Origin of the sequence: Paraburkholderia sp. WC7.3g (assembly GCF_050436345.1) — a bacterium.
Lineage (GTDB): Bacteria > Pseudomonadota > Gammaproteobacteria > Burkholderiales > Burkholderiaceae > Paraburkholderia > Paraburkholderia podalyriae.
Map to the genome: position 1 here is coordinate 1,959,003 of NZ_JBNDMA010000001.1, position 25,066 is coordinate 1,984,068.

The following is a 25,066-nucleotide window of genomic DNA, read 5'->3' on the forward strand; positions in this document are numbered from 1 at the left end:
CGCGGCGGTGGAGCGCTCGAGCGCTACGAATGCGTCTCCGCCGCCTGGCTCTGTGCGAGCGCGGCCCACAGAAACGTGCCGATCGCGCTCGCGCGCATCGGCAGGCTGAACAGATAGCCTTGCACCGCGCGCGCGCCGAGCGCCTTCACGACCTCGGCCTGCAACTGCGTTTCGAGTCCTTCCACCACGCATTCGAGCCCGAGGTTGCGGCACAGGTCGATCACGGATTTGATGATCTTCTTCGATGCGCTGTTGGTATCGACGTCGGTTACGAAGCTGCGATCGATCTTGATCGCATCGAATGGCAGCCGATGCACGTAGCTGAGGCTCGAATAGCCGGTGCCGAAATCGTCGAGCGACATCCGGCAGCCGGCCTGTTTCAGCATCGTCATCGCGCTGTGCGCCTGCTCGAAATCGCGCGTCAACGCGGTTTCGGTGATCTCGAACGTCACGCGATGCGGCGACACGCCGCTCGCCGCGACGATGTCGATCAGCCGGCGCGCGCGCGCCGACGTCGAGATGTCGATCGCGGACAGGTTGAACGACAGATACAGATCGGCCGGCCAGTGCGCGACTTCGGCGAGCGCCTGGCGCAGCAGCACGTCGGTGATGCGGAGGATCAGCTCGGTACGCTCGGCGATCCGAATGAATTCCTCCGGCCTGACCAGGCCGAGCCGCCCGTTGTGCCAGCGGCCGAGCGCTTCGAGTCCGATCGGCCGGCGCGTGAGCAGATCGTAGATCGGCTGGAACTCGAGGAATAGCTCCGTTTCGAGGTCCGCATGGCGCAGCTCCTGCGTGACGAGGCTCAGACGCCGCATCTGCGTTTCGTGTTCGGTCGAGAAAATCACCGGCATGCCGCGGCGGTTTTCCTTGCCGACGTAGAGCGCGGCGTCGGCGCGCTCGAACACCTGCGCGACAGTCGAGCCCGCTCCGGGAAACGCGGCCCAGCCGATCGTGCCCGACAGCTCCGCGACGTTGTCGGCGACATGGTACGGCTGACTGAGCGCGTCGCAAATGCGCTGCCCCAACTCGACCAGCGCTTCGTTCGACAGCTTGTGACGCACGATCGCCCCGAATTCATCGCCGCCCAGACGCGCGAACATCAGGCCCGTTTCGCCGATCGACAGCAGCCGCGTGCCGACTTCCTGCAGCACGAAATCGCCGCTCGCGTGACCGTAGATGTCGTTGACCTGTTTGAAGCCGTCCAGATCGATGAGCCCGACGTTGAAGCCGCCGCCGGTTTCGAGCGCTTGCTCCGAGATCGCGCGCAGCGACGAGAAGAAACTGCGCCGGTTCGGCAGGCCGGTCAGACTGTCGAGATTCGCGAGCCGGTAGTTGTCGTCGCTGAGCCGTTGGGTGTTTTCCTGGCTCGCCCGCAGTTGGCGTTGCGCGTGCACCGCGTCCGCGAACGTGCGCCAGTAAAGCTGGATGACCACCGCGAGGGCGACGCCGACCAGCGTCATGTCGACGGCCATCGCGAGGAACACCGGCGAGCCGCTGGATACCAGCAACCCGGAGAAGCTTAGGATCACGATGCAGAGCAGCAGTAGCGCGGGCTTGCGCAGATGGATCAGGCAGAACATGCTGCCGACCAGCGTCGTCGCCATATAGAACGCGACCTGTGCCTGCTGGTACGCGGTGCCGTACGGAAACAGCAGCAGCGACCAGCCGCTGAACGCGACGCCGAACAGGCCGACCAGCCACGTCGCGCCGCGCAACTCGCTGACCGCCTGCGCGTCCGTCATCGCACGGTTGCGCCTGCGCCACCAGCGCGCGCAGCGAAACAGGCACAGCACGCCGAGCGCCCCGGGTATGTACATGGACAGCCAGGCCGGCGCGCTGCTCAGATGCGTCGCCGCGACCGCCGCCGTGTTGACGAGCAGGATGAAATAGAGCAGCGGTACCTGGCGGCTGAATGCATGCAACTGCGCACGCACGAGCTCCCGGTCGCCCTCGACGACCGATAGCATCTTTTTCAATCTCGCTAGCGAAACCATTGCCATCCCTTTAACGTTTGCGCGCTAAACGCAGCTATTTATAACGGCGTGATGCCGATTAACTTGAGCGCTCTGATGGGGCGAGGGAGCATCGAAGATAAAGGTTTGCGAATCGGTTTGCGAATCCGACCGCGCTGACCGATCAGAGGCGGTAAGTACTAGCTGGTGGCGTGCGTTCGAAGCGCCGGAACCCGGCGTGTGGTCGGATGCCGATGCGCAGACGCCGGCGAACAGCAGCGCTGGCACCCGCTCAAAGCACGGGGCACGACAGCACCCGCTGCGGCCGCATGACGGTGCCGGGCTGGCCGGCCGGCGCGGGCGTGCCCCGCGGCGCGGACGCGACGAGCCGCACCGCGTCGGCGCCCGCATTCGCGAGCACGTATTTTTCCGCGCTGTTGTCCGGCTGCCAGTACGCTCGAAACACGTCGCCGTCGGTGAACACGAGCAGCTTGCCGTGCACCGTTTTTTCGCCGCCGACGAAGTCGACCGGTTCGCCGTCGCGAAACGAAAAGCTCCGCGCGGCGCTGGAGTTCACCGCGCCGACGAGGGTCGCACATGCGTTGTCGTCGGCCGCGGCGGCCGCCGACGAGAGCGCGGCAAGCAGCGCGCATGTTGCAAAGTGGCGAATTCTCACTCTTTTATGTCTTGCCGAAAGTTAACTTGTGAGGTGCGATGCAAATACCGCGTCCATGCTTCGCGAAACGGGCTATCGTCATTGGCAAGGCGGCGCGGGCTGGCGGCCCTGCGCGCTAAAGCACTGAAATTGCAACGGATTGTGATGCCCGGCGAACCCTCGCCAAGCGGCGCGCGCGCATAAGCCCGCGTTTCTTATGGCAGTTTGGGGCGGAAAAACGTCAGATCGGCGCCCCTGCCTTGATACAAGCCTTACACCGGGGGTTTGCGCGAAGGTGCGCCTATGCGTTAGTGTGTCGGTCCCGGCGCCACAGAGTGGCGCCGGTTCCATGATTACCATACGGGAAGTGCTATGAACAAACAGGAACTGATTGATGCAGTCGCCGCAGCGACGGGCGAAAGCAAAGCGGCAACCGGCCAGACCATCGACGCGATCGTCGAGGCAGTGACCAAGGCCGTGGTGAGCGGCGATACGGTGCAACTGGTCGGTTTCGGTTCGTTCTCGACCGGCGCGCGCGCCGCACGCGTGGGCCGCAATCCGTCGACGGGCGAAGAGATCCAGATCGCCGCGGCCAAGACGGTGAAGTTCACCGCGGGCAAGGCGTTCAAGGAAGCCGTCAACGCGTCGTAAGCAACGCGCTTCACGCCGGAGCATTCGCGGTGCGCTCCGCAGCCCTGCTGTGAGGCGCGCGCGTGAGTGATGCGTCGGGCGTGAGGATCACGCGCTGCCCAACCCGGCCAGGCGGTCCGCCCGGCGGCTGGCGTGGCGCGTGTGCCTGGCTCTTTGGCGCTGTCAGCCCGCGCGACGCTTGCGGGTTGCCTCGGCGAGCGTGGCGAGCACCGGTTCGGTCTGCGCCCAGCTCACGCAGGCATCGGTGATCGACACGCCGTAACGCAACGGCACCCCGGCCTTCAGATCCTGACGGCCTTCCTCCAGGTGACTTTCAAGCATCACGCCGATGATGCGGCGCTCGCGCTCCGACAGTTGCCGCGCGATATCCTCCGCGACCTCGATTTGCCGCAAGTGCGACTTGTTCGAGTTCGCATGCGAGCAGTCGATCATCACCTGCTCGCGCAGACCCGCTGAACTCAGCGCTTCACAGGTCGCCTGCACCGACGCGCTGTCGTAGTTCGGCCCTTTCTTGCCGCCGCGCAGGATCACGTGCGCGTCGTCATTGCCGCGCGTCTCGAAGATTGCGGCCATACCCATCTTGGTCATGCCCATGAACGCGTGGCTCGCGCCCGCCGCGACGATCGCGTCGGCGGCGATCTGCACGCCGCCGTCGGTGCCGTTCTTGAAACCGATCGGGCAGCTCAGTCCGGACGCGAGCTGACGATGACTCTGGCTCTCGGTCGTGCGCGCGCCGATCGCACCCCACGCGATCAGATCGGCGATGTATTGCGGGCTCAGCAGGTCGAGAAACTCGGTCGCGGTGGGCAGGCCCAGACCGTTGATGTCGATCAGCAACTGCCGCGCGAGACGCAGCCCCTCGTTGATGCGGAAGCTGCCGTCCAGACGCGGATCGTTGATATAGCCTTTCCAGCCCACCGTCGTGCGCGGCTTCTCAAAGTACACGCGCATCACGATCAGCAGATCGTCCCGGTAGTGATCGGCGGCGGCCTTCAGCTTGCGCGCATATTCGATCGCCTGGTCGTGGTCGTGAATCGAACAGGGCCCGACGATCAGAACGAGCCGGTCGTCGCGGCCGTGCAGAATGTCGGCGATTTCGACGCGGGTCTTCTCGACCAGCGCCTGCACCGCGGGCGGCACCGGCAGTTGGTCCTGCAGCAGCGCGGGCGAAATCAGCGGACGGACTGCGCCGATGCGCACGTCGTCGATGCGCGTGGTGTCCTGGGTGGCGTCGGCCGAGCCGACTTCCTGATCGTGCAACGGGTTGTCGAGGGCGCTCAAGATGTTTCTCCGCAATCGGTGATGAGGCGGTCTTGCCGCCTGATTATGCGAGCGCCGCCGCGAAGAGGGCGTGCGGGCGCTGCGTGGGTTTGACGTGGACCGTGCGGTTTGGGTTGCTCCGGGCCTCGGGCGAGGCTTGACGCAAGGTCTTGCGTGGGTTCGATGCGAGGCCGACGCGACCGCGCACGGATGCGCTGGCGCGATTATGACACCGGCGCCGGCCTGCCGGCAGGCAGCGCGGGGTATTCAGAGCTTCTGGATCAACGCCATCGCGGCGGCCGGGTTGCGCTCCTTGAAGCCGCTGATTACATACAGATAGACGTCGCGCGTGGCGGCTTTCACGGGCGGCTCCGCGCAGGTCTCGAGATCGTCCGGCGTGATGCCCGCGGCGAGCTGGCGCGCGCGTTGCGCCCACGCGTCGAGCGCCTTCGTCGAGTAGCCCTTGGCTTGCCTGTCGCTCGTGCCCATGATGCGCGCGTAGACGAACGGCGCGGTGAGGTCGGCGATCTGCGGATACTCGCTGTCGGCCGCCAGCACGACGGCCACCTTGTACTTGCGCGCGAGCGCGATGAATTCCGCTGTCCTGAACGAGTCGTGACGAACCTCGACCGCATGCCGCAGCGTCTGTCCTTCGATGCTCGCGGGCAGCAGCTTCAGAAAGGCCTCGAAATCGTCGGCGTCGAATTTTTTGGTCGGCGCGAACTGCCAGTTGATGGGCCCGAGCTTCTGCTTGAGTAGCAGCACGCCGCTTGCGAAGAAGCGCTCAATCGTGTCGCCCGCTTCGGCTAGCACCTTGCGGTTGGTCGCGTAACGCGGCGCTTTCAGCGAGAACACGAAATCGTCGGGCGTTTCCTGATACCACTTCTGGTAACTGGCCGGCTTCTGCGAACCATAGAACGTGCCGTTGATTTCAATCGACGTCAGATGCCGGCTCGCATATTCGAGTTCGCGGCTTTGCGTGAGGTTGTCTGGATAAAACGGCCCGCGCCACGGCGCGTAGGTCCAGCCGCCGATACCGATGCGAATGCGTGCGGCGGACGTGGATTGAGACGGGGGCCTGGCTGAGGTCTTGGTCGGCGCTTTCTTCGCGGTTTCCGGTTTGTCGCCGAGTTCCTCGCCTGACTTCGCGGTTCGTTGGTCGCTTTGCTTCGCGCTTTTCGCTGCGGGCACTTGGGCTCTCCTTCGGGCTGCGGCGGGAAAGCTCGTAGATTAGCCGCTTTTGTCGCGGCGCGCGGTGCTTGCCGGGCCGGTGGCCTCGGCGTTGGCTTCGCTGGCCGCGGCGCTGGCCTCATCGTAACGACGGCTTGCCTCCGCGACTTCCACGCGAAAGCGCTGCAACGCGCCGAGCGCGATGCCGGCCGGCGTCAGCGCGGCCCATAGCACATCGATCAGCTGATCGGCGGTGGCTTCGATATCGATCTGCCGGTTCGCCAGCGTCGCGTCCCACAGCACGTGTTCCATCGGTCCGAACACCATCGAGCGCAACAGGCGCAGCGGCATGTCGGCGCGAATCGCGCCGCTTTGCTGGCCTTGCGCAAGCACGCGCATCAACGGTGCGGTGTAGCGGCGCTGCAGTTCGGTCAGCGCTTCACTCAGTTCGTGATGCCGCGCGCGGCCTTCGGACAGCACGAGCGCGCACAGGTCGGTGCCGTTCACGAGCATCAGCCGTAGATGCATGCGCACGATGAACGCGAACTGCTGGCGTACGTTGCCGTCGCGCGGCAGGCCCGCTTCGATCGCGTCGATGATCTCGTCGTACCAATCGCCGATGACACGGGCGCACAGCTCGCGCTTGCCGCGAAAGTAGCTGAACACCGTCGCCTCGGAAACGCCCAGGCGCTGCGCGATTTCCGCGGTCGTCGCGCGTTCGTAGCCCTTTTCGGAGAACACGTCGCGGCCCGCCTGAAGGATCTCCTTCACGCGCTGCTGCGACTTGGGCCCGGCCGGCTGGCGACGCGAGACAGGTAATCCGGCCTTCTCGGCAGCCGTCATATGAGTCAGATTCAGATTTTGATGCGGATTGAGGTTAAGCCGGCGTTCGAACACGCCACCTGCGTGCCCGATAAACGCGATCGTAGCACCGAATCCGGCCGGCTGGCGCGCGCTCGCGAGATTTCTGAGTATAGCTCAAAAATATCTATTGACGCATACGTCAATCTGGCGTGAAATGCGCGTTGACATGTTTTCGCGCGCCGCTTCGCGTTCCATGAGCGGCCGCCCACGAACTCAGGAGACACCGCAATGCCCAATCTGCCCGGTTTGCAATTCCCGCTCGGCGAAGAGATCGAGATGCTGCGCGACACCATTGCGTCGTTCGCCGCCAAAGAAATCGCGCCGCGCGCGGGAGAAATCGATCGCACCGATCAGTTTCCGATGGACCTGTGGCGTAAGTTCGGCGATCTCGGCGTGCTCGGCATGACGGTCTCCGAGGAATACGGCGGCGCGGACATGGGCTATACCGCGCACATGGTCGCGATGGAGGAAATCTCGCGCGCGTCGGCATCGGTTGGCCTGTCGTATGGCGCGCATTCGAACCTGTGCGTGAACCAGATTCATCGCAACGGCACCGATGCGCAGAAGCGCAAATATCTGCCCACGCTGGTGTCGGGCGAGCACGTCGGCGCGCTGGCGATGAGCGAGCCGAACGCGGGCTCGGACGTGGTCAGCATGAAGCTGCGCGCCGTCAGAAAGGGCGATCGCTACGTGCTGAACGGCACCAAGATGTGGATCACCAACGGCCCCGATTGCGACACGCTGGTCGTCTATGCGAAGACCGATCCCGAAGCGAATTCGCGCGGCATTACCGCGTTCATCGTCGAGAAAGGCATGAAGGGATTCTCGGTCGCGCAGAAGCTCGACAAGCTCGGCATGCGCGGCTCGCACACCGGCGAACTCGTGTTCCAGGACGTCGAAGTGCCGGAGGAAAATATCCTTGGGGCATTGAACGGCGGCGTCAACGTGCTGATGAGCGGTCTCGACTACGAGCGCGCGGTGCTCGCGGGCGGCCCGACCGGCATCATGGTCGCGGTGATGGACGCGGTCGTGCCGTACATCCACGACCGCAAGCAGTTCGGCCAGTCGATCGGCGAATTCCAGCTGATTCAGGGCAAGGTCGCCGATCTGTACACGACGTTGCAGGCGTGCCGCGCGTATCTGTACGCGGTGGGCCGTCAGCTCGACACGCTCGGTAGCGACCACGTTCGCCAGGTCCGCAAGGACTGCGCGGGCGTGATTCTGTACACGGCCGAAAAGGCGACCTGGATGGCCGGCGAGGCGATCCAGATTCTCGGCGGCAATGGCTATATCAACGAGTATCCGGTCGGGCGCCTATGGCGCGATGCGAAGCTCTATGAAATCGGCGCGGGCACGAGCGAGATTCGTCGCATGCTGATCGGCCGGGAGCTGTTTGCCGAAACGCTGTGATCGCGAGCAAGGATGAGGAGACACAGCGATGCCGATCATCGAATCAAAACTGAACCCGCGCTCGGATGACTTTCGCGCGAACGCGGCGGCGCTCGAAGCGCTCGTCGCCGATCTGCGCGCGAAGATCGAGCAGCTCGCGCAGGGCGGCGGCCAGACCGCGCGCGACAAGCACACGAGCCGCGGCAAATTGCTGCCGCGCGAGCGCATCGCGCAACTGCTCGATCCGGGCACGCCGTTTCTCGAACTGTCGCAACTCGCCGCGTACGGCATGTATAACGACGACGCGCCGGGCGCCGGCGTGATTACGGGCATCGGCCGCATCGCGGGACAGGAGTGCGTGATCGTCTGCAACGACGCGACCGTGAAGGGTGGCACCTACTATCCGGTCACCGTGAAGAAGCACGTGCGCGCGCAGGAAATCGCCAGCGAAAACCGTTTGCCGTGTGTGTACCTCGTCGACTCGGGCGGCGCGAATCTGCCGAATCAGGACGACGTGTTTCCCGATCGCGATCACTTCGGCCGCATCTTCTACAACCAGGCGAATCTGTCGGCCGCGGACATTCCGCAGATCGCGGTCGTGATGGGGTCGTGCACCGCGGGCGGCGCGTATGTGCCGGCGATGAGCGACGAGTCGATCATCGTCAAGAACCAGGGGACGATTTTTCTCGGCGGCCCGCCCCTCGTCAAAGCCGCGACCGGTGAAGTGGTCAGCGCCGAAGATCTCGGCGGCGGCGACGTGCATACGCGTCTGTCGGGCGTCGTCGACCATCTCGCGCAGAACGATGCGCATGCGCTCGGGATCGCGCGCAGCATCGTCGGTCATCTGAATCGCGTGAAGCCCACGCCGCTCGTATTGCAGGAGCCGAAGCCGCCGCGCTACGACACCCAGAGCATCTACGGCGTGATTCCGGTCGACACGCGCAAGCCGTTCGATATCCGCGAGGTGATCGCGCGCATCGTCGACGATTCCGCGTTCGACGAATTCAAGGCGCGCTACGGCACCACGCTCGTGACCGGTTTCGCGCATATCTGGGGGCATCCGGTCGGCGTCGTCGCGAACAACGGCATTCTGTTTTCGGAGTCGGCGCTGAAGGGTACGCACTTCATCGAGCTGTGCTGCCAGCGCAAGATCCCGCTCGTGTTTCTGCAGAACATCACCGGCTTCATGGTCGGCCGCAAGTACGAGAATGAAGGCATCGCGAGGAACGGCGCGAAGATGGTCACCGCGGTCGCGACCGCGAAGGTGCCGAAGTTCACGGTGATCATCGGCGGCTCGTTCGGCGCGGGCAACTATGGCATGTGCGGCCGCGCGTATTCGCCGCGCTTCCTGTGGATGTGGCCGAACGCGCGCATCTCGGTGATGGGTGGCGAGCAGGCCGCGTCGGTGCTCGCCACCGTCAAGCGCGACGGCATCGAAGCGAAGGGCGGCAGTTGGAGCGTGGAGCAAGAAGAGGCGTTCAAACAGCCGATTCGCGAGCAATACGAGCATCAGGGCCATCCGTACTACGCGAGCGCGCGACTGTGGGACGACGGCGTGATCGACCCCGCGCAAACCCGCGACGTGCTCGGGCTCGGCCTGTCGGCGGCGATGAACGCGCCGATCGAAGACACGCGCTTCGGCGTGTTCAGAATGTGATGGCCCACGGCGCCGCGAGGCGACCGCGTATGGAAAGGGAGTGCTACGCATGCAATACGAAACGCTGAAGGTCGAGTTTGCCGGCCAGATCGCGACGGTCACGCTCAATCGTCCGGATGTGCGCAACGCGTTCAACGAAACGATGATTGCCGAACTGACCGCCGCGTTCACCGCGCTCGATACGCGCGACGACGTGCGCGCGGTCGTGCTTGCCGCGAACGGCAAGGTGTTCTGCGCGGGCGCCGACCTGAACTGGATGAAAAAAATGGCCGGCTACTCGGACGACGAGAACCGCGCCGATGCGATGCGGCTCGCTGGCATGCTGTCGGCGGTGTATCGCTGCAACAAGCCGGTGATCGCGCGCGTGAACGGCGACGCATACGCGGGCGGCATGGGCCTGATTGCGGCATGCGACATCGTCGTCGCGGTCGACAGCGCGCACTTCTGCCTGTCCGAAGCGCGGCTCGGGCTGATCCCCGCAACGATCGCGCCGTACGTGATTCGCGCGCTCGGCGAGCAGGCGTCGCGGCGCTACTTCGTCACCGCCGAGGCGTTCGACTGCGCGAGCGCGTCGCGGCTGGGACTGGTCAGCGAAGCGGTGAGCGCGGAGCAGCTCGATGCGACGGTCGCGCAGCTCGCGCAGACGCTGTGCGCGAACGGCCCGCAAGCGGTGCGCGCTTGCAAGCGGCTCGTGCAGGACATCGCGGGCCGCGAGTTGAGCGACGCGCTGATCGAGGACACGGCCGCACGCATTGCGAAAACGCGGGCCGGCGCCGAGGGCCGCGAAGGCGTCGCGTCGTTCCTCGAAAAACGCCCGCCGGGCTGGCGCAACTGAGATGCCCCGCTGACAACCATCGCCCCGCACCGCCTATTTCATCGAGACACTCATGTTCAACAAGATCCTGATCGCCAACCGGGGTGAGATTGCGTGCCGCGTCGCGGCGACCTGCAAGCGGCTCGGCATCGCGAGCGTGGCCGTCTATTCCGACGCCGACGCCAACGCGAAACACGTCTCCGCCTGCGACGAAGCGGTGCATATCGGCGGCTCGACGGCGGCGCAAAGCTATCTGCGCATCGAGCGCATCATCGAAGCCGCGCGCGCGGCCGGCGCGCAGGCCGTGCATCCGGGCTACGGCTTTCTTTCGGAAAACGAAGACTTCGCGCATGCGTGCGACGCAGCCGGCATCGTTTTTATCGGACCGCCGGTCGAAGCGATTGCCGCGATGGGTTCCAAGGCCGCCGCGAAAGCGCTGATGCACGCGGCCGCGGTGCCGCTCGTGCCCGGCTATCACGGCGACGACCAGGACCCGCCGCTGTTGCAGCGCGAAGCGGACGCGATCGGTTATCCGGTGCTGCTGAAGGCGAGCGCGGGCGGCGGCGGCAAGGGCATGCGGGTGGTCGAGCGCAGCTCGGACTTCGCGGCCGCGCTGCTGTCGTGCAAGCGCGAGGCGGCGAGCAGCTTCGGCAACGATCGCGTGCTGATCGAGAAGTATCTGACGCGGCCGCGTCACGTCGAAGTCCAGGTGTTCGCCGATCGGCACGGCGGCGCGGTCTATCTGTTCGATCGCGACTGCTCGGTGCAGCGGCGTCATCAGAAAGTGCTGGAGGAAGCGCCGGCGCCGGGGCTTTCGGCCGAGGTCAAGCGCGCGATGGGTGAAGCGGCCGTGGCGGCCGCGCGCGCCGTCAACTATGTCGGCGCGGGTACGGTCGAGTTCATCATGACGCCGGCCGGCGAGTTCTATTTCATGGAGATGAACACGCGGCTGCAGGTCGAGCATCCGGTCACCGAGATGGTGACGGGGCAGGACCTCGTCGAATGGCAACTGCGCGTTGCCGCGGGCGACGCGCTGCCGCTCACGCAGCAGCAGTTGAAGCTCGACGGCCATGCGATCGAGGCGCGCATCTACGCCGAGCATCCGGCGCGCGGCTTCCTGCCGTCCACCGGCACGCTCAAGCATCTGCGCATGCCGGAAGGCGTCGAGTTCGCGATTGACGCGGCCGGACTCGGCGAGCCGGGACGCAAGGCGCCGGTGCGTATCGACAGCGGCGTGCGCGAAGGCGACACGATCACGCCGTTCTACGATCCGATGATCGCCAAGCTGATCGTGCACGGCGCGACGCGCGACGAGGCGTTGGCGCGCCTCGCGCGTGCGCTGCATGCCTGCGAGGTCGTCGGGCCGCATACGAACGTCGAGTTTCTGCGGCGCATCGTCGCGAGCGAACCGTTCGCGAGCGGCGATCTCGACACGGGTTTGATCGAACGCCATCACGACGCGCTGTTCGCGCCGGCACGCAAGCCGTTCAAGGAAGCGCTCGCGCTCGCATGCGCCGCATTGCTGACGCGCGAGGGCGGCACCGCGCACGGCGCGTCGCCGTGGGACGCGCTGTCGCACTGGCGGCTCAATAGCGGTTACACGCAAACGCTCGGCTGGCGCGTGATCGACGACGGCGCGAACGACGATCGAGACGACGCGTTCACGGTCGTCTTCGCGCGAAACGGTGCCGCGCACGCGCTCGTTCAAACGCTTGAACACGACGGCGTGCGCGAGGACTTCACATGGTCGCTCGGCGCGGGCGCGCACGAATTCGGCGCGACGATCGGCGACGCGCGGGTGACGGGGCGAGTGTTCGTCGACGGCGACAGGTTCCACGTGTTCTGCCACGGCGAGACGCTTGCATTCGAATGGCAGAACCTGCTCGCGCATGCCGCGGATGCCGAGCATGGCGAAGGCCGTCTGACCGCGCCGATGCCGGGTAAGGTGATCGCGGTGCTGGTCGAGCCGGGCGCGGTGGTCGACAAAGGCGCGCCGCTGATCGTGATGGAAGCGATGAAGATGGAGCATACGATCGGCGCGCCGGCGGCCGGCACGGTCGCCGAGGTGCTGTATGCGGTCGGTGATCAGGTCGCCGACGGCGCGCAGCTGCTGGTGCTGGACGTGCAGCAGGCGGGCCAATAAGCGGCAATCGATCAGCCGAGCCGCGCGTAGCCGGCCGCGCGCGCTTCGCTTTCGAGTTCGCCGATGCGCGCGTAGTCGGTCAGCGGCAGCGTCGAAAAACCCGTCAAACGCAGGCGTTTCGCCCGTTCGGGGCGGACGGTCAGCGTCTCGTTCAGCGCGTCGCGCAACGCGGCGATCGTGGCTGGCGGCACATTGGCCGCGGCGATCAGCGGCAAGCCCGGTGAGGCGGCGGTCATGCCGATCGCGCGCACGCGCCGCGCCAGTTCCGGCAGCACGTCGCAAACGAAGGCGAAGGTCACGCAGTCGATCGCGGCGACGTCCGCGCGATTGTCGGCGACCGCGTGCAGCGAGCCCAGATGCGAGCCCGTGCGCAGCACCGTGGCGAAGAACATGCCGGCGCGCGCGAGCGGCGCGACCGCGTGGCGAAACGCGTTCATGCCGCTGTTCGAATCGTCCTGGTTGTAGGCGGCGCGCGCGCCGCGGCACGACGCGAGTGAGTCGAAGCGCGCGTCGGCGCGCGTGATCAGGATGCTCGAGTAATGCGCGCCGTCGCAGCCGGGCGCATCGAAGCAGGGAGTCGCGATCAATTGCACCTGTGCGTGCAGCCCGTGCATCAGCGGATAACCGCAGGTCTGCGAGATCAACAGGTTCGGGCGCCGCCAGAAGCCGTGCAGTTCCTCGTCCGGATCGACGATGCGGCACGCGGGCCTGATCCGGCGCAGCACGTCGTCGAGCCACTCGCGCCATTCGAGGTCGAGCGCGGGCGTCACGTTGTACATCGGCAGGGCGGCGATCCAACTCATGAAGGCGTTTCTCGCACGCCTAATGTCTGACCAATTTGAAGTCGTCGAGACCAAGCCGCACCGGCTCGCTCGGCGTGAACTGCCATCGCTGCGCCGCTACAGAGAGGATCTCGTCCAGCGCATCCTCGAACGCGACCAGCAGGTCCTGCTTGCGACGGCTCACAGCGCCGCAGAACTCGACCAGCGCGTCGGCGCTGACTTCAAAAATCTGCGCGCGATCGTCGCAGCACACGCGGAACGCGACCGTCCCGCATTCCGTCACACAGGGCCGGAACCCTTCATCGACATAGACCGACATGGCGAACTCCTTCGGACGCCTGAATCGACAGGATGACAAACCGCGCCTGCCAGGTATGTGGGAGAACCGGCATTGACGGCCAAATGCCCGGCGCCGCGGCAGTCGCGACGATCCGGAAACCGGCGGAAAGTAAGCCAGAAACTGGCGACGGACTCCCAGGCCCGAGCCAGGGCCGCGGCGCGAACCGTGGCCGGCACTGCTCAGAAAACGCTTAAATCGGGCGCTCCAATCCGGCGTCGAAATCGACGCGCGAACTGCTCGCGCCCGTCTCGGACTATTTTTACGATTTTCCACCAACCTCGCGGCCGATGCATGGCCCCATGTCCGGTCAGTTTGCGTTCTCGATACAACTGCCGAGCGGCGCAGGTATCCACTTTACGATTAGCGCGCGTTTCTTGCAGACGATGAATCCGGCGACGCAGGCGGGGTTGCGTGAGCATTCGAGAAATTGAGCCGGCGGATCAGTGGACCCAAGGTCGTCGCCTGAATCAGCAGGCTGAATACGACGACCAGATACGTGACGCCGATGAACGTGTCACGTCCGTGAAACTCCGGTAGCGACAGCGCGAGCGCGATCGAAATGCCGCCGCGCAGCCCGCCCCACGTCAGCACGACGGCCGAATGCGGATTGAGACGCCGGAACTTCTGCAGCGTGAGCAACGGAATCGCGACGCTGACGCCGCGCGCGAGCAGCACGACCGGAATCGCGGCGAGCCCGAGCCACACGATCTCGACCCGTAGCGACAGCGCAATGATCTCGAGCCCGATCAGCCCGAACAGCACCAGATTGAGCAACTCGTCGAGCAGGTCCCAGAAGTTGAACAGATGCTCACGCGTCTTCTCCGACATCGACGTCGACGCGCCGTGGTTGCCGATAACGAGCCCCATGATCACGACCGCGAGAGGCGCCGACACGTGCAGCGCTTCGGCGAGACTATAGCCGCCGGTCGCGAGCGCGAGTGTGATCAGAATCTCGACCGGATAGCTGTCGATGCCTCGCAGCAGCAGCGACGCGCCGAAGCCGAGCGCCGCGCCGAGCACGAGCGCGCCGGCGACTTCGCGCAGCAGATCGAATGCGATCGCGCCCGCGGAAAACTCGTGCGCGCCCGTCGCGAGCCCGATTAGCGCGACGAACGCGACGACGGCCGTGCCGTCGTTGAACAGCGACTCGCCGGTGATCTTGGTTTCGAGGCTTTCGGGCGCCGCCGCGCGCTTGAGCACGCTCAGCACCGCGATCGGATCGGTCGGCGAGATCAGCGCGCCGAACACGAGACACCACAGCAGGCTGACCGGCTGGCCGAGCCAGAGTGCCGCGTAGTAAAACCCGAAGCCGACCACCGCGATGGAAATCAACACGCCGATCGTCGCGAGCATCAGCACTGCGCGCCGCTGCGTGCGCATCTTCGACAGATCGACATGCAGCGCGCCGGCGAACAGCAGCAGGCTTAGCAGGCCGTGAAACACGATGTCGGCAAAATCGATCTGCACGACGATCTTGCGCGCGGCGATCGCCATCGCCGGGTAGTAGAAGCCGAGCGCCGAAATACCGACACTGACGACGAGTCCGACCGCGGTGATGCCGAGCGTGTCGGGCAATCTGATGAACCGATAATTGATGATGCCGAATAGCGCGACGATGGCGAACAGCGCGCCGGCAATCTGGAAGACGCTCATCGTGCACGCTCCCCCGCTTCGGGGCCGCGCGAACGCGTCATCACGGTAGCACCGGGGTAACTCGCGCGACAAGGCATAAAACAGGCAGGCAGAGAAAGCCGCCGCGATTGCGACATTGAACCAGCGAGATATTTCACCAGCAATTCCTTATTCAAGCTCTTTCAATCTGACAAGCGATCTGCATTCTGTAAAGACACGATCGTTGCCACTGGCGATAGAGCGACGTACCGGTACGGACGCTTCATTCAAACGCGACAGACGATGCGATCAGACGCAGCGCACTTTTTATCGGACCATGAGCGGATGACAGCGAACCAGGTGGGACTCGGCTCGCCAGACGTTCGCCACGATGGGCAATGGCAGTGCTCGGACTAATGAAGCACCCGACGAGTTCCGGTCTTTATTTCGAGACATAGGTTTTTTTATTTCAAGATATGAGTTGCTCGATTTAATCCGAATTAGCGCTTATGAATTCGTCATCCGTCTTGCATTGCGATGACTGTGCATCGCATAAAGCCTGACGCGTAATTGTCCTCAAATTGCTTCTTTGCGCATGACGCTGGGGATTGATGTACAAAAGCGTGACCTGGGCCCTGACCTGGGCCCATCTTTTTTTAGATTTGACCGCCGGCTAACGGGGCAGCAAAGAAAGAAGCCTCGAACGCGGGGCGCGATCGAGGCTGCTGAAGGACAGACTCAATGCCTGTCTGGGAAGGTCGATCGGACCCGTAATCGACCGTCTCCACTATAGCGAGTTATCCACCGAGCAAGTGTGAACAAATGTCGCATCATATTGACGCGCACGCGCGTTGCGCTGATTACCCGCGCCCCTGCATCCGGCGTCTTAGATGCAGTCGCCCCGGCGGCTCGAAATACGTGCCGAAGCGCACGAGCCCGGCCTTCTTCAAATGACACGTCATTTCGAAGCTGACCAGCACGCCGGGGTCGTCGTCCTCGAAGATGTCGATGTCGATCGCGCGAATCCGGGGTTCATATTTCAGCAGCGTCGCCTCCATCTGCTGCTTCAGCGCGTGCGCCGACGAAGGCAATGCCTTGTAGATGTTCGTCATGTCCGGCAGGCCATAGTCGGGCAGGTGCTTCAATGCGCCCGCGCGCGCGTTCAGAATGCGCTGCACGTTCCGCTGCACGCTCAGGCATTCGAGCGTGCGGTCGTCATAGGCGTCGAGCGGCTCACCGCCAATCTGGCCGAGCAGCATGTCGTAGAGGGACGGTCCTGCCGGCATCGTGTGGCGCTCCGTCAGGCGATCGCCGCGTGTTCAGCGACGGCTGCTTCGCGATCGATGAAATCGATCGTCAGATTGCCTTCTGGCGAACTGCTCAGCAGGATTTTTGCGGGCGCGATTCCGCTCGCCATGCGCGCGAGCAGTTCGCGCGACACCGTCGGCAGAATGCGCTGATTGAGAAACGCATCGACGTTGCGCGCGCCCGATTCGCGCGCGAGACATAACTCGGCCATCGCAGCGATCAGCGATTCATCGCAGCTCAGTTCGACGCGATGCTGGCGGTGCAGACGCTGCGCGACTTTGGCGAGCTTCAGGCGCACGATCGAACCCAGCGCGCTTGCATCGAGCGGGCGGTACACGAGCGTCTGAAAGCGCGCGAGCAGCGCCGGTTGAAAGTGGCCGACGAGCTGCGGACGAATCGCCTCGAACAGTTCGTTCTGCGAGACGCCGGGATTTTCCGCGGTCGTTTCGTCGATCTGCGCGCTGCCGAGATTGGACGTCATCAGGATTACGCAGTTGCGAAAGTCGATCTCGCGCCCCTCGCCGTCGCGCATCATGCCGCGATCGAACACCTGATAGAACATGTCCAGCACGTCGCGATGCGCCTTTTCGACTTCGTCGAGCAGCACGACGCTGTACGGACGCTGCCGCACCGCTTCGGTCAGAATGCCGCCGCGTCCATAGCCGATGTAGCCGGGCGGCGAGCCCTTCAACTGCGAGACCGTGTGCGATTCCTGGTACTCGGACATATTGATCGTCGTGAGCGCGGCCTCGCCGCCGAACAGCAGGTCGGCGAGCGCGAGCGCCGTTTCGGTTTTGCCGACACCCGACGGACCGGCGAGCAGAAACACGCCAAGCGGCGCATCTTCATTCTTCAGCCCCGCCTTTGCGGTGCGCAGGCTCTCGGACAAGGCGGCGAGCGCGTCATCCTGAGCGACGACGCGCGCCGCGAGCTGCGTTTCCAGTGTCAGCAGGCTCTGCAGTTCGTTTTCGACGAGGCTGCCGACCGGCACGCCGGTCCACTCGGCAACGACGCGTGCGATCGCCTGGGCGTCGACGTCGGCGAAGATCAGCGGGGCCTTGCCCTGTGCAATCGCGAGCGCGTCACGTGCGTGAGCGAATGCGCTGGCGTCGCGCGAGGCGGTGTCGCTGTCGCGTCGGCGGTGCAGCGTTTGGACGAGCTCGAGTTCCTGTTCGTAACGTGTTTGCAACTGCGCGAGTTCGGTCGTCGCGTTCGCGAGCGCCGCGTCCAGCGCGTCGCCGCGTGCTTCGCTATTGTCGATGCCGGCGCGTTGGTCGTCTGCGAGCGTTGCGTGTTCGAGCGCGAGCGCGGCGAGCGCGGCACGCGCGCGTTGGAGTTCGGCCGGCGGTGCTTCGAGGCCCATGCGCACCCGCGCGGCGGCCGTGTCGATCAGATCGACCGCCTTGTCCGGCAACTGCCGCGCCGGGATATAGCGACGCGACAGCCTGACCGCGGCGACCAGCGCTTCGTCGCGAATGTGCACCCGATGGTATCCGGCGTAGCGGCTCTTCAGCCCACGCAGCATCAAACAGGCCGTGTCGTCGTCGGGTTCGTCGACCTTGATCATCTGGAAGCGGCGTTCCAGTGCGGCGTCACGCTCGAAGAATTCCTTGTACTCGGACCACGTGGTCGCCGCGATCGTGCGCAATTCGCCGCGCGCGAGCGCGGGCTTCAGCAGGTTCGCGGCGTCGGCGCCGCCCGCCGCGTTGCCGGCGCCGATCAGCGTGTGCGCTTCGTCGATGAAGAGCAGGATCGGCACGGGCGAAGCCTGCACCTCGTCGATCACGTTCTTCAGGCGTTGCTCGAATTCGCCTTTGACGCCCGCGCCGGCTTGCAGCAGGCCGAGATCGAGCGTGAGGATGCGCACGTCGCGGATCACGTTCGGCACGCTGCCTTCGGCGACGCGCAGCGCGAGCCCTTCGACGAGCGCGGTCTTGCCGACCCCCGGTTCGCCGACGAGGATCGGATTGTTCTTGCGGCGGCGCGCGAGCACGTCGACCATCTGCTGGATCTCGCGATCGCGCCCGAACACCGGATCGATGTCGCCGCGGCGCGCCTTGTCGGTCAGGTCGATCGCGAAGCGGGCGAGGGCGTCGGCGCTGGCAGGCATGATCTCTTTTGCGCGAGAAACGCCGTTCGCGCCGATTGCGCTTATGGAACGTTGCGGCGCTTCGGATTCTGGTTCCTCGGTTTCGCTTTCGATTTCACTTTCGCACGACCGATGCGCAATTCGCGGCAGCAGACGCTCGATCTGTGCGCTGCTGACGGCAAGCAGCGGCCACGCGTTCTGCGCGCGCAGCACATGCGGCGCATCGACGATGGCCTGCAGCAGATTGCCGGAGCGGATTCGCGCATCGTCGCGCTCCGACGACACGTGAAGCCAGGCATCGCCAAGCATCGCCGCCAACTGCGGCGACAGCGCGGGCTTGCCCCGCAGGTTGCGCGGCAGGTGATCGATTGCGTGGAGCAGCGCATCCCATACCGCGTCGATATCGATCGTGTAATGCCGCAGGATTGCGGGGATGTCGCCGCCGCCTGCTTCGATCAGCTTCAGTAACCAGTGCTCGACCGTGATCTCGTCGGCCAGCCGCGTCTGGCAAAGACTCGCGGCCGCTTCGAGCGCCTGCGCGGAGTGCGGGTTGAGTCGGCGCAGCAGATGAGTGGTGTCCCACAGGGCGTTCCTTCGGTCGTCGCGCAAAGTCATGTCGGCAGTTCGGTCACGGAGGGAAGCGGCAAGCGCGCTGTGCACTCGCCGATGAAAAAGGACCAGCCCGCCACGCAGACTGGTAAAGACGCGTCAACGCACGTCACGAGACCGGCGCTGCGCCGGTCCCACTTATCACATGCCGATCAGGAACGCTCGTTCCAGGTGTCCTTGTGGATGATGTTGCCGTCCTTGTACGACCACGTGATCGTCTCGTAGCGCAGTTCGACGTCTTCCATGTGGTTGTGCTTCTCGTAGTCGGGGTTCTTGATGTCGAACATTTTCGGCTTGACCGCGACGATCTTCACGTTGTCCAGCTTCGTGTTGAAGTACTCCTTTTCCTTGCCGGCGTCGTCGATCTTGTACCACTTGATCTCGACCGACTTCAGCGTCTGACCGCTCGTGACCGCCTTGTACAGATACGGCGTCGATGCATCGGTTTCCTTCGTCAGCGTGATCGGTTTGTGCACGCGGGTGCCGGTCAGCTTGCCGGTGTTGCCGTCGGTCGGGATATGCACGCCGTGATCGAACGCGACGAGCTCGACGCTGCCTTCGCGGCCTTGCACCGTCACCGAACCCTTGATATCGGCGCCGCCGTCGTCCTTGAGCCACATATAGGCCGGAATTGCCATGCTTTCTACTCCTTGATTTTTCTACTGCTGCGACAACCGCCCGGAGCAGCCCCCGGGCATCTGGATCCCGAAGCGCGATGCTTCGGGGGCGAAACACTGCGTTTTTTCGACTTATTGGTTTGAAGGAGCGTCCGGCACGAGCGTGATTTCGACTCGCCGGTTCTTCGCGCGTCCGTCGTCGGTAGCGTTGCTCGCGATCGGCCGCGTATCGCCATAGCCCTGAATCGCAAACTGCGTCGCCGCGAGGCCCGACGCGTCGATCAGCCAGTCGCGCACGGCTTCCGCGCGTGCCGTGGACAGCTTCAGATTGCTCTGCGGATTGCCGACGTCGTCGGTGTGCCCGGCGACCAGAATTCGCTTGTCTGGATTCGCCCTGATCATTTCGAGCGCAGCGACCATCGTGCGCGTCGAGCCGGGCTTCAACTGAGCGCGGCCGCTGTCGAACAGCGACATGCTGTCGAGCGTGACGACCGCCGGCGGCGGGGCAGGCGGCACGTACGATGCGATCGCGGTGTCGAGCGCGGGTAGCAGTTGCGCACCGCGATACATGCCGAGCGACAGTCGCAGCGGCACTCCGATGCGCGTGTAACGGTCGAGCTGATCGCGATCGGCGACGAGCGCTTGCAGCGCGTCGCGTTTGGCGTTGTCGTGCGCGGCCGGAATCGCCGAATAGCGGCCGAGGTCGGTGCCGATGCGCTCCAGCAGCGCTTCGTTGTTTCTCGCGGCGGACCACGACGCGACGGCGGCCGCGCAGGCGAGCAACGCGAGCGCGTGCGCGCAGGCAGTGCGGCGCGGCGACATCCAGTAGCGCCGCGGTGTTGCTTCGATCAGCGGTTGGGGTAGCGGCCACGGCAGCGGAGATGCGCCGACGGCGGCGCGGCTCACACAGGTTTGCATCTGCACGTCGCGTTCCCACGGATCGGCCGAACCGGTCGCCGAACCGGTCGCCGAACCGCTTGAACCGCTTGAACCGCTTGCTGGACCACAATCGATCCAACCCGCGCCGAACAACGCCCACGGCGTGGCAGGCTGCTGCGGGTCGGTCAATGTGCCGATCACGACACGCTGCGTCCAGCCGACGAGCGACGCGAGCGCGGCCGCGCGCGCGGCACCCGTGGTAGGCGTGATAGCCGTGGTACTGCCCGCGTCGCCAGGCACGCGCTGAGGCTCGGCTTCGGCCGCGCGGACCACGCGTTCGAAACGCTCGGCGTCGACGATCCGCGTCGCCGACGACACCCCGTACCACGCGGGCACCGACAGACCGAGCGGGCTCGTGGTCAGCCGCTGATAGACCGCGACATAGCCCGGCAGCCGCGTGCCGAGCGTGCGAGCGGCATCCGCGACGCAATGGCGCACGACATGCAGCTGCTGCGTGAGCATGTCGGCGCCGACATGCAGCGCGGGCGCCACCGACAACACGACGCCATCGGGCGCACGCCCGTCGCGCCACTGTCTGACCGCGACCGCGAGGCGCGGCAGCTCCTGCGGATGATCGACTCGCAACCAGATCGCGCCGTCGCCGACGTGCGCGAAGCGCTCCTCGTCGTTGCGATCGAAGAGCGCCGGCAGACCGTCGCCGGTGACGAGCACGAGCGGCATGCGGGTGCGCAGCCTCGGCGGAATGCCGGCGGTCGAGGCGCCGAGCGCGGCCAAGACCTGCGCGCTCTGTTCGCCCGCGCGGGACAGCCAGAGCGTGCGCCATACGACGAGTACGCCAACGAGCAAGCCGACGACCGCCGTCAGCGCCCATGCGATGCCGCGTCCACCCGGCAGCACGAACCAGATCACCGCGAGCGTCAGCACGGCCGCGAACACGAGCATCGCGCACAACGGGTAACCAAGCCTCTCGTACGCGCGCTCGGGCGTGCGCGTCGGCGTTGCGGAGAGCATGCGCAGATCGGACTTCACGGCTGCGTGAGCTTCGCGTGCACGAGTTGCGCTAGCTGGGTATCGAGCACGGCCGACCAGACCAGCCAGACGATGGCGGCGAGCACGCATGCGAGCCCTGCCGTCGCCCACGGCGAGAGCCGGTAGAACCAGTCCGACAAGCGGCGGCCGGGGCGATCGGCGATGAAGGTGCGTGCGGGCGCAGGGCGAAGTTTTTCCAGCTGCGCATGCAGCGCTGTCGTCAATGCCGTGCGTTTCGCTTCGCCATCGCGCGCGAAACGGCCGATGAAGCCGAGGCTCAGGATCGTCGCGTAGCATTCGAGCAAGTCGATGTGCGGCGACGCTTCACGCATGCGCGCTTCGAGCCGTTCGAACACGCGCTCGCCCGCGTCGTGCAGTTTGAACAACTCGACTTGCAGCGGTTTCAGTTCCCACCCAGCGCGGCTTTCAGGTGGCAGATGGCGCAGCGCGACTTCATCGAGCAGCCCGCATTGCGCGAGTAGCGCTTCGCGCCGTACGTCGTCGGGATAGCCGCGCCGCTCGAGTGCATTCGAGAAGTTGGCGATCAGCAGGGCGCAACGATTGCGGAAGTCGATTGCGTGACCCGCGTGGCCGCCGGGCGTGAGCGTCGTGACGAGCAGCGCGGTGTCGCGCAGCAGGTCGCGAATGCCTTCGCGCGACGCGCGCGTCGCGCCCGGCGCGCTGTCGAGCGGCGCCGCTTCGTTGGGTCTTCGGGGCAGGGCGTTCATGAGCGCAGTACCGCGTAAAGTTCGAGCGATGCGTCGGGCACCGATGCCGGCAGATAGATCTGGCAAGCGCGCGCGCCAAGCATCTTCGCGTGCGCGGCGTTCGCTGGATCGAGCGCGAAGTACTGGTTGTCGAGGCGCACCGGAATCGCGGCCGGCACGCGCGCTACCGCCTTGAGCGGAATGCCGAGCAGCGCCGAATTGATGATGTGCTCGACGTCGTCGGGCGCGCCGATCTTGCACAGGCGCGGGAACTGCTCTGCAAGCTCGAACGCCGACATCGGCGCGTTGACCGATAGATACCAGTCGGCCGCGCCTGCGACGATGCGCTCGTCGAGGAACTGACCCGCCCACGTGGTCGCGCTCTTGCGCGTGAGGCCGACCGACACGACGCGCGACGGAATGATTGCGTCGAGCAGTTCGCGGATCGTGGCCTCGAGCTTCGCAAATACCTCGTCGGCGCGCGCGTGGTCGTAGGCGGGAATGTCGGTGAGTTGCACGCGCGTCGAGAACGTGATCAACGCGCTGACCAGTTGCGCGAGGGTCGTGTAGAGCTGCTCCGGCGAGCGGCGCGGATGCGCCGCGTAGAGCCGCAACTGCGGCCACGCCGCGTGAATGCAGTGCAAAAGCCAGAACAGCTGCACGTCGGCGACGCCATATTCGGCGACCTGTTCGAGCCGTTCGCTACGACGCGCGCCGAGCGCGACGCTCTTCGCCTGCAGGATATCGGCGAGGCGATTGATGCGCTCGACATGCAGCGGGTGACTGCCGAGCGTCAGGCACGGCGGCACGAAACGGTGATCGACCTGGAACTGGCCGCTCGTGCTGCGCGTGAGCCGCGCGATGGCGCAGACCGTGTCGTCGGCATGCGATTCGAAATCGAACAGCAGACGCAGCGCGTGACGCTCGGACGCGATCTCGGTTTCGCTGCCGCCGTTCAGATCCACGACCTTGACGAATTCGCGATACGCGCGGCGTGGACGCGCAAGCGACGTTTCATCGAACCGGCAGTTGTCGCCGTTCGCATCGGGCAACGCGAGCGCCGCGAACACGACGACGCTTTGCCGATCGGCGGGCACGCCTTGCGCCAGATCGCGCGCGGCGGGCAGAGCGTCGGTGAGCGTCGTGTCGACCGGCGTTCCGTCTGAAAAGCGCAGCTTGAGCCGTGTGAGCTTCAGACGGCCGGTTGCCAACGCCTCTTCGTCGATCTCGACGCCGAGTGTGCCCCACGGCTGCGCGAGCGCGGACGTGGCGAGCTGCTGCAGGGCGAAGCCGGCCCATCGTTCTTGCTGCTGGAAGTGCTGCTGCGTGAGGATGAGGCCCTCATGCCACAGCGGTTTGTCGATCCGCATAGGTATTTTGGTCTGATGCCTGTTGCTGATTTAATCTGGATTACCCGGGATTCCGGATTCTATATGTCGTATTCGCCGATCGTATACCCATATTTCGACTGGCGTTGAAAATATGACAAAAATTGACAAATTCAAATTTGAGATGCAGTTGAGATTTTATTCTGAGAAAGGGAAATTCAATTTGAGATTGTGTCAAATAAATGCGCGGCGAATTAACGAGATATGATAAACGTTAAATTCCGTTAATTCCTCGGTTCCGGCTCTGGGTGGCGCGGCGGCTAGAATCTGCAAAAACACAATTGAGTTAACCATTGTTCACATTGTTTGATTCCCTGTCTCGGTCAATATGCTTTGACGCCATGCTGAAAAACCTGCTTTAATACCGTCTGAATTTAAACGAGGCGCACGATCGAAGTCGTGCAATGGGGTATCGTCGTCGTAATTCCCATTGCGAGTCGCGCATATCTCTTTAAGCGCGCGGACATGCGCGAATGGAGTCACCGCATCGTCATGGGCGAGATCTGCGGGTTGTGTCGAATCTGATTACACGAGGAGTATGAATGGACAGCTTTCAGCGCGAAATTCCGAAGAGTCGCGTCTCGATCACGTTGGACCTGCACACGGGCGGCGCGCAGAAGAAGGTCGAGCTGCCTCTCAAGCTGCTGGTCGCCGGCGATTTCAGTGCGGGCCGCGAGCAGGCGCCACTGGCGGAGCGCAAAAAGGTCAACATCGACAAAAACAATTTCGACGCGGTGCTCGCCGACTACGCGCCCGACCTGAAGATCGCGGCCGAGAACACGCTCGCCGACGACGGTTCGGAGCTACCGGTCAGGCTCGCGTTCCGGTCGATGAAAGACTTCGAGCCGGAGCAGGTGGCGCGTCAGATTCCCGAATTGCAGGCGCTGCTGGCGATGCGCAATCTGCTGCGCGATCTGAAGTCCAATCTGCTCGACAACAGTACGTTCCGCCGCGAGTTCGAAAAGGTCCTGAAGGACAGGCGCCTGTCGGACAAACTGCGTGGCGAACTCGCGCAGATCGCGACGGCCGCGACCCAGCCGGAAGGCCATGCCTGAGCGGGGACGGGCGAAGCAAGCCGTCACCGCCTTGCGCAAACACATTGCTGCAACAACGCAGACAGGAAGACAA

At 64.7% G+C, this 25,066-nt stretch carries 21 protein-coding genes; 7 read left to right on the top strand and 14 right to left on the bottom strand.

The genetic code is table 11. The annotated features are described in order from the left end of the window. Positions 1-23 precede the first annotated feature (23 nt). The gene (locus tag OKW43_RS09105; RefSeq protein WP_429446680.1) at positions 24-1,997 is read right to left on the bottom strand and encodes a putative bifunctional diguanylate cyclase/phosphodiesterase; all 1,974 of its coding nucleotides are present in this window, start codon (positions 1,995-1,997) and stop codon (positions 24-26) included. A gap of 250 nt (positions 1,998-2,247) precedes the next feature. Further along, on the bottom strand, positions 2,248-2,631 hold the full coding sequence (locus OKW43_RS09110; protein ID WP_187637916.1) for a hypothetical protein: 384 nt from the start codon (positions 2,629-2,631) through the stop codon (positions 2,248-2,250). 351 nt (positions 2,632-2,982) lie between these two features. On the opposite strand from OKW43_RS09110, the gene OKW43_RS09115 reads away from it, so the two are divergent. Next, positions 2,983-3,261 carry an HU family DNA-binding protein gene (locus OKW43_RS09115; RefSeq protein ID WP_013092091.1) on the top strand — a complete coding sequence of 93 codons (279 nt, stop codon included), beginning with the start codon at positions 2,983-2,985 and terminating at the stop codon, positions 3,259-3,261. 162 nt (positions 3,262-3,423) lie between these two features. Here the strand turns inward: OKW43_RS09115 and OKW43_RS09120 are convergent, their stop codons facing one another. From OKW43_RS09120 to OKW43_RS09130, 3 genes are all read right to left on the bottom strand, one after another. Then, positions 3,424-4,542, bottom strand: coding sequence for a 3-deoxy-7-phosphoheptulonate synthase (locus tag OKW43_RS09120; RefSeq protein WP_281394060.1), 1,119 nt, complete (start codon positions 4,540-4,542; stop codon positions 3,424-3,426). 246 nt (positions 4,543-4,788) lie between these two features. Next, the gene (locus OKW43_RS09125; protein ID WP_187637917.1) at positions 4,789-5,712 is read right to left on the bottom strand and encodes a DUF72 domain-containing protein; all 924 of its coding nucleotides are present in this window, start codon (positions 5,710-5,712) and stop codon (positions 4,789-4,791) included. A 39-nt stretch (positions 5,713-5,751) separates the two neighbouring features. Then, entirely contained in the window at positions 5,752-6,534 is a 783-nt protein-coding gene (locus OKW43_RS09130) for a TetR/AcrR family transcriptional regulator (RefSeq protein WP_187637918.1), read from the bottom strand. Here OKW43_RS09130 and OKW43_RS09135 point away from each other — a divergent pair, their 5' ends adjacent. The 5 genes from OKW43_RS09135 to OKW43_RS09155 all read left to right on the top strand — a co-directional run bounded on the left by OKW43_RS09135 (position 6,535) and on the right by OKW43_RS09155 (position 12,558). Then, a complete protein-coding gene (locus OKW43_RS09135) occupies positions 6,535-6,708 on the top strand; it encodes a hypothetical protein (protein WP_187637919.1) in 174 nt (57 codons plus the stop codon). A gap of 75 nt (positions 6,709-6,783) precedes the next feature. Next, positions 6,784-7,965 (top strand): isovaleryl-CoA dehydrogenase, encoded by a 1,182-nt coding sequence (locus tag OKW43_RS09140; protein WP_187637920.1) that lies wholly within the window; start codon positions 6,784-6,786, stop codon positions 7,963-7,965. A gap of 28 nt (positions 7,966-7,993) precedes the next feature. After that, positions 7,994-9,601, top strand: a complete 1,608-nt coding sequence (locus OKW43_RS09145) for a carboxyl transferase domain-containing protein (protein WP_187637921.1) — start codon at positions 7,994-7,996, stop codon at positions 9,599-9,601. Positions 9,602-9,650: 49 nt separating this feature from the next. Then, on the top strand, positions 9,651-10,436 hold the full coding sequence (locus OKW43_RS09150; RefSeq protein WP_187637922.1) for an enoyl-CoA hydratase/isomerase family protein: 786 nt from the start codon (positions 9,651-9,653) through the stop codon (positions 10,434-10,436). A gap of 52 nt (positions 10,437-10,488) precedes the next feature. Next, on the top strand, positions 10,489-12,558 hold the full coding sequence (locus OKW43_RS09155) for an acetyl/propionyl/methylcrotonyl-CoA carboxylase subunit alpha (protein ID WP_429446685.1): 2,070 nt from the start codon (positions 10,489-10,491) through the stop codon (positions 12,556-12,558). A gap of 11 nt (positions 12,559-12,569) precedes the next feature. On the opposite strand, the gene OKW43_RS09160 is transcribed toward OKW43_RS09155, so the two are convergent. From OKW43_RS09160 to tssK, 9 genes are all read right to left on the bottom strand, one after another. Beyond that, positions 12,570-13,361 carry a phosphate/phosphite/phosphonate ABC transporter substrate-binding protein gene (locus tag OKW43_RS09160; RefSeq protein WP_187637924.1) on the bottom strand — a complete coding sequence of 264 codons (792 nt, stop codon included), beginning with the start codon at positions 13,359-13,361 and terminating at the stop codon, positions 12,570-12,572. Positions 13,362-13,380: 19 nt separating this feature from the next. Next, positions 13,381-13,659, bottom strand: coding sequence for a DUF1488 family protein (locus tag OKW43_RS09165; RefSeq protein WP_187637925.1), 279 nt, complete (start codon positions 13,657-13,659; stop codon positions 13,381-13,383). A 381-nt stretch (positions 13,660-14,040) separates the two neighbouring features. Next, positions 14,041-15,333, bottom strand: coding sequence for a cation:proton antiporter (locus OKW43_RS09170; RefSeq protein ID WP_187637926.1), 1,293 nt, complete (start codon positions 15,331-15,333; stop codon positions 14,041-14,043). 818 nt (positions 15,334-16,151) lie between these two features. After that, the gene (gene tssE, locus OKW43_RS09175) at positions 16,152-16,577 is read right to left on the bottom strand and encodes a type VI secretion system baseplate subunit TssE (RefSeq protein WP_187637927.1); all 426 of its coding nucleotides are present in this window, start codon (positions 16,575-16,577) and stop codon (positions 16,152-16,154) included. Between the two features lie 14 nt (positions 16,578-16,591). Beyond that, positions 16,592-19,303 carry a type VI secretion system ATPase TssH gene (tssH, locus tag OKW43_RS09180; protein WP_429446688.1) on the bottom strand — a complete coding sequence of 904 codons (2,712 nt, stop codon included), beginning with the start codon at positions 19,301-19,303 and terminating at the stop codon, positions 16,592-16,594. 146 nt (positions 19,304-19,449) lie between these two features. After that, entirely contained in the window at positions 19,450-19,935 is a 486-nt protein-coding gene (locus tag OKW43_RS09185; RefSeq protein WP_429446690.1) for an Hcp family type VI secretion system effector, read from the bottom strand. Between the two features lie 111 nt (positions 19,936-20,046). Further along, positions 20,047-21,825 (bottom strand): OmpA family protein, encoded by a 1,779-nt coding sequence (locus OKW43_RS09190; RefSeq protein WP_429446692.1) that lies wholly within the window; start codon positions 21,823-21,825, stop codon positions 20,047-20,049. 14 nt (positions 21,826-21,839) lie between these two features. Further along, positions 21,840-22,571 carry a DotU family type IV/VI secretion system protein gene (locus tag OKW43_RS09195; RefSeq protein ID WP_429446694.1) on the bottom strand — a complete coding sequence of 244 codons (732 nt, stop codon included), beginning with the start codon at positions 22,569-22,571 and terminating at the stop codon, positions 21,840-21,842. Beyond that, positions 22,568-23,920 (bottom strand): type VI secretion system baseplate subunit TssK, encoded by a 1,353-nt coding sequence (gene tssK / locus OKW43_RS09200; RefSeq protein WP_429446696.1) that lies wholly within the window; start codon positions 23,918-23,920, stop codon positions 22,568-22,570. Before tssK ends, OKW43_RS09195 begins: the two co-directional genes overlap by 4 nt. Before the next feature lie 560 nt (positions 23,921-24,480). Between tssK and tssB the strand changes: the two genes are divergently transcribed. Next, positions 24,481-24,993, top strand: a complete 513-nt coding sequence (gene tssB, locus OKW43_RS09205) for a type VI secretion system contractile sheath small subunit (protein ID WP_429446698.1) — start codon at positions 24,481-24,483, stop codon at positions 24,991-24,993. Positions 24,994-25,066: the final 73 nt, after the last annotated feature.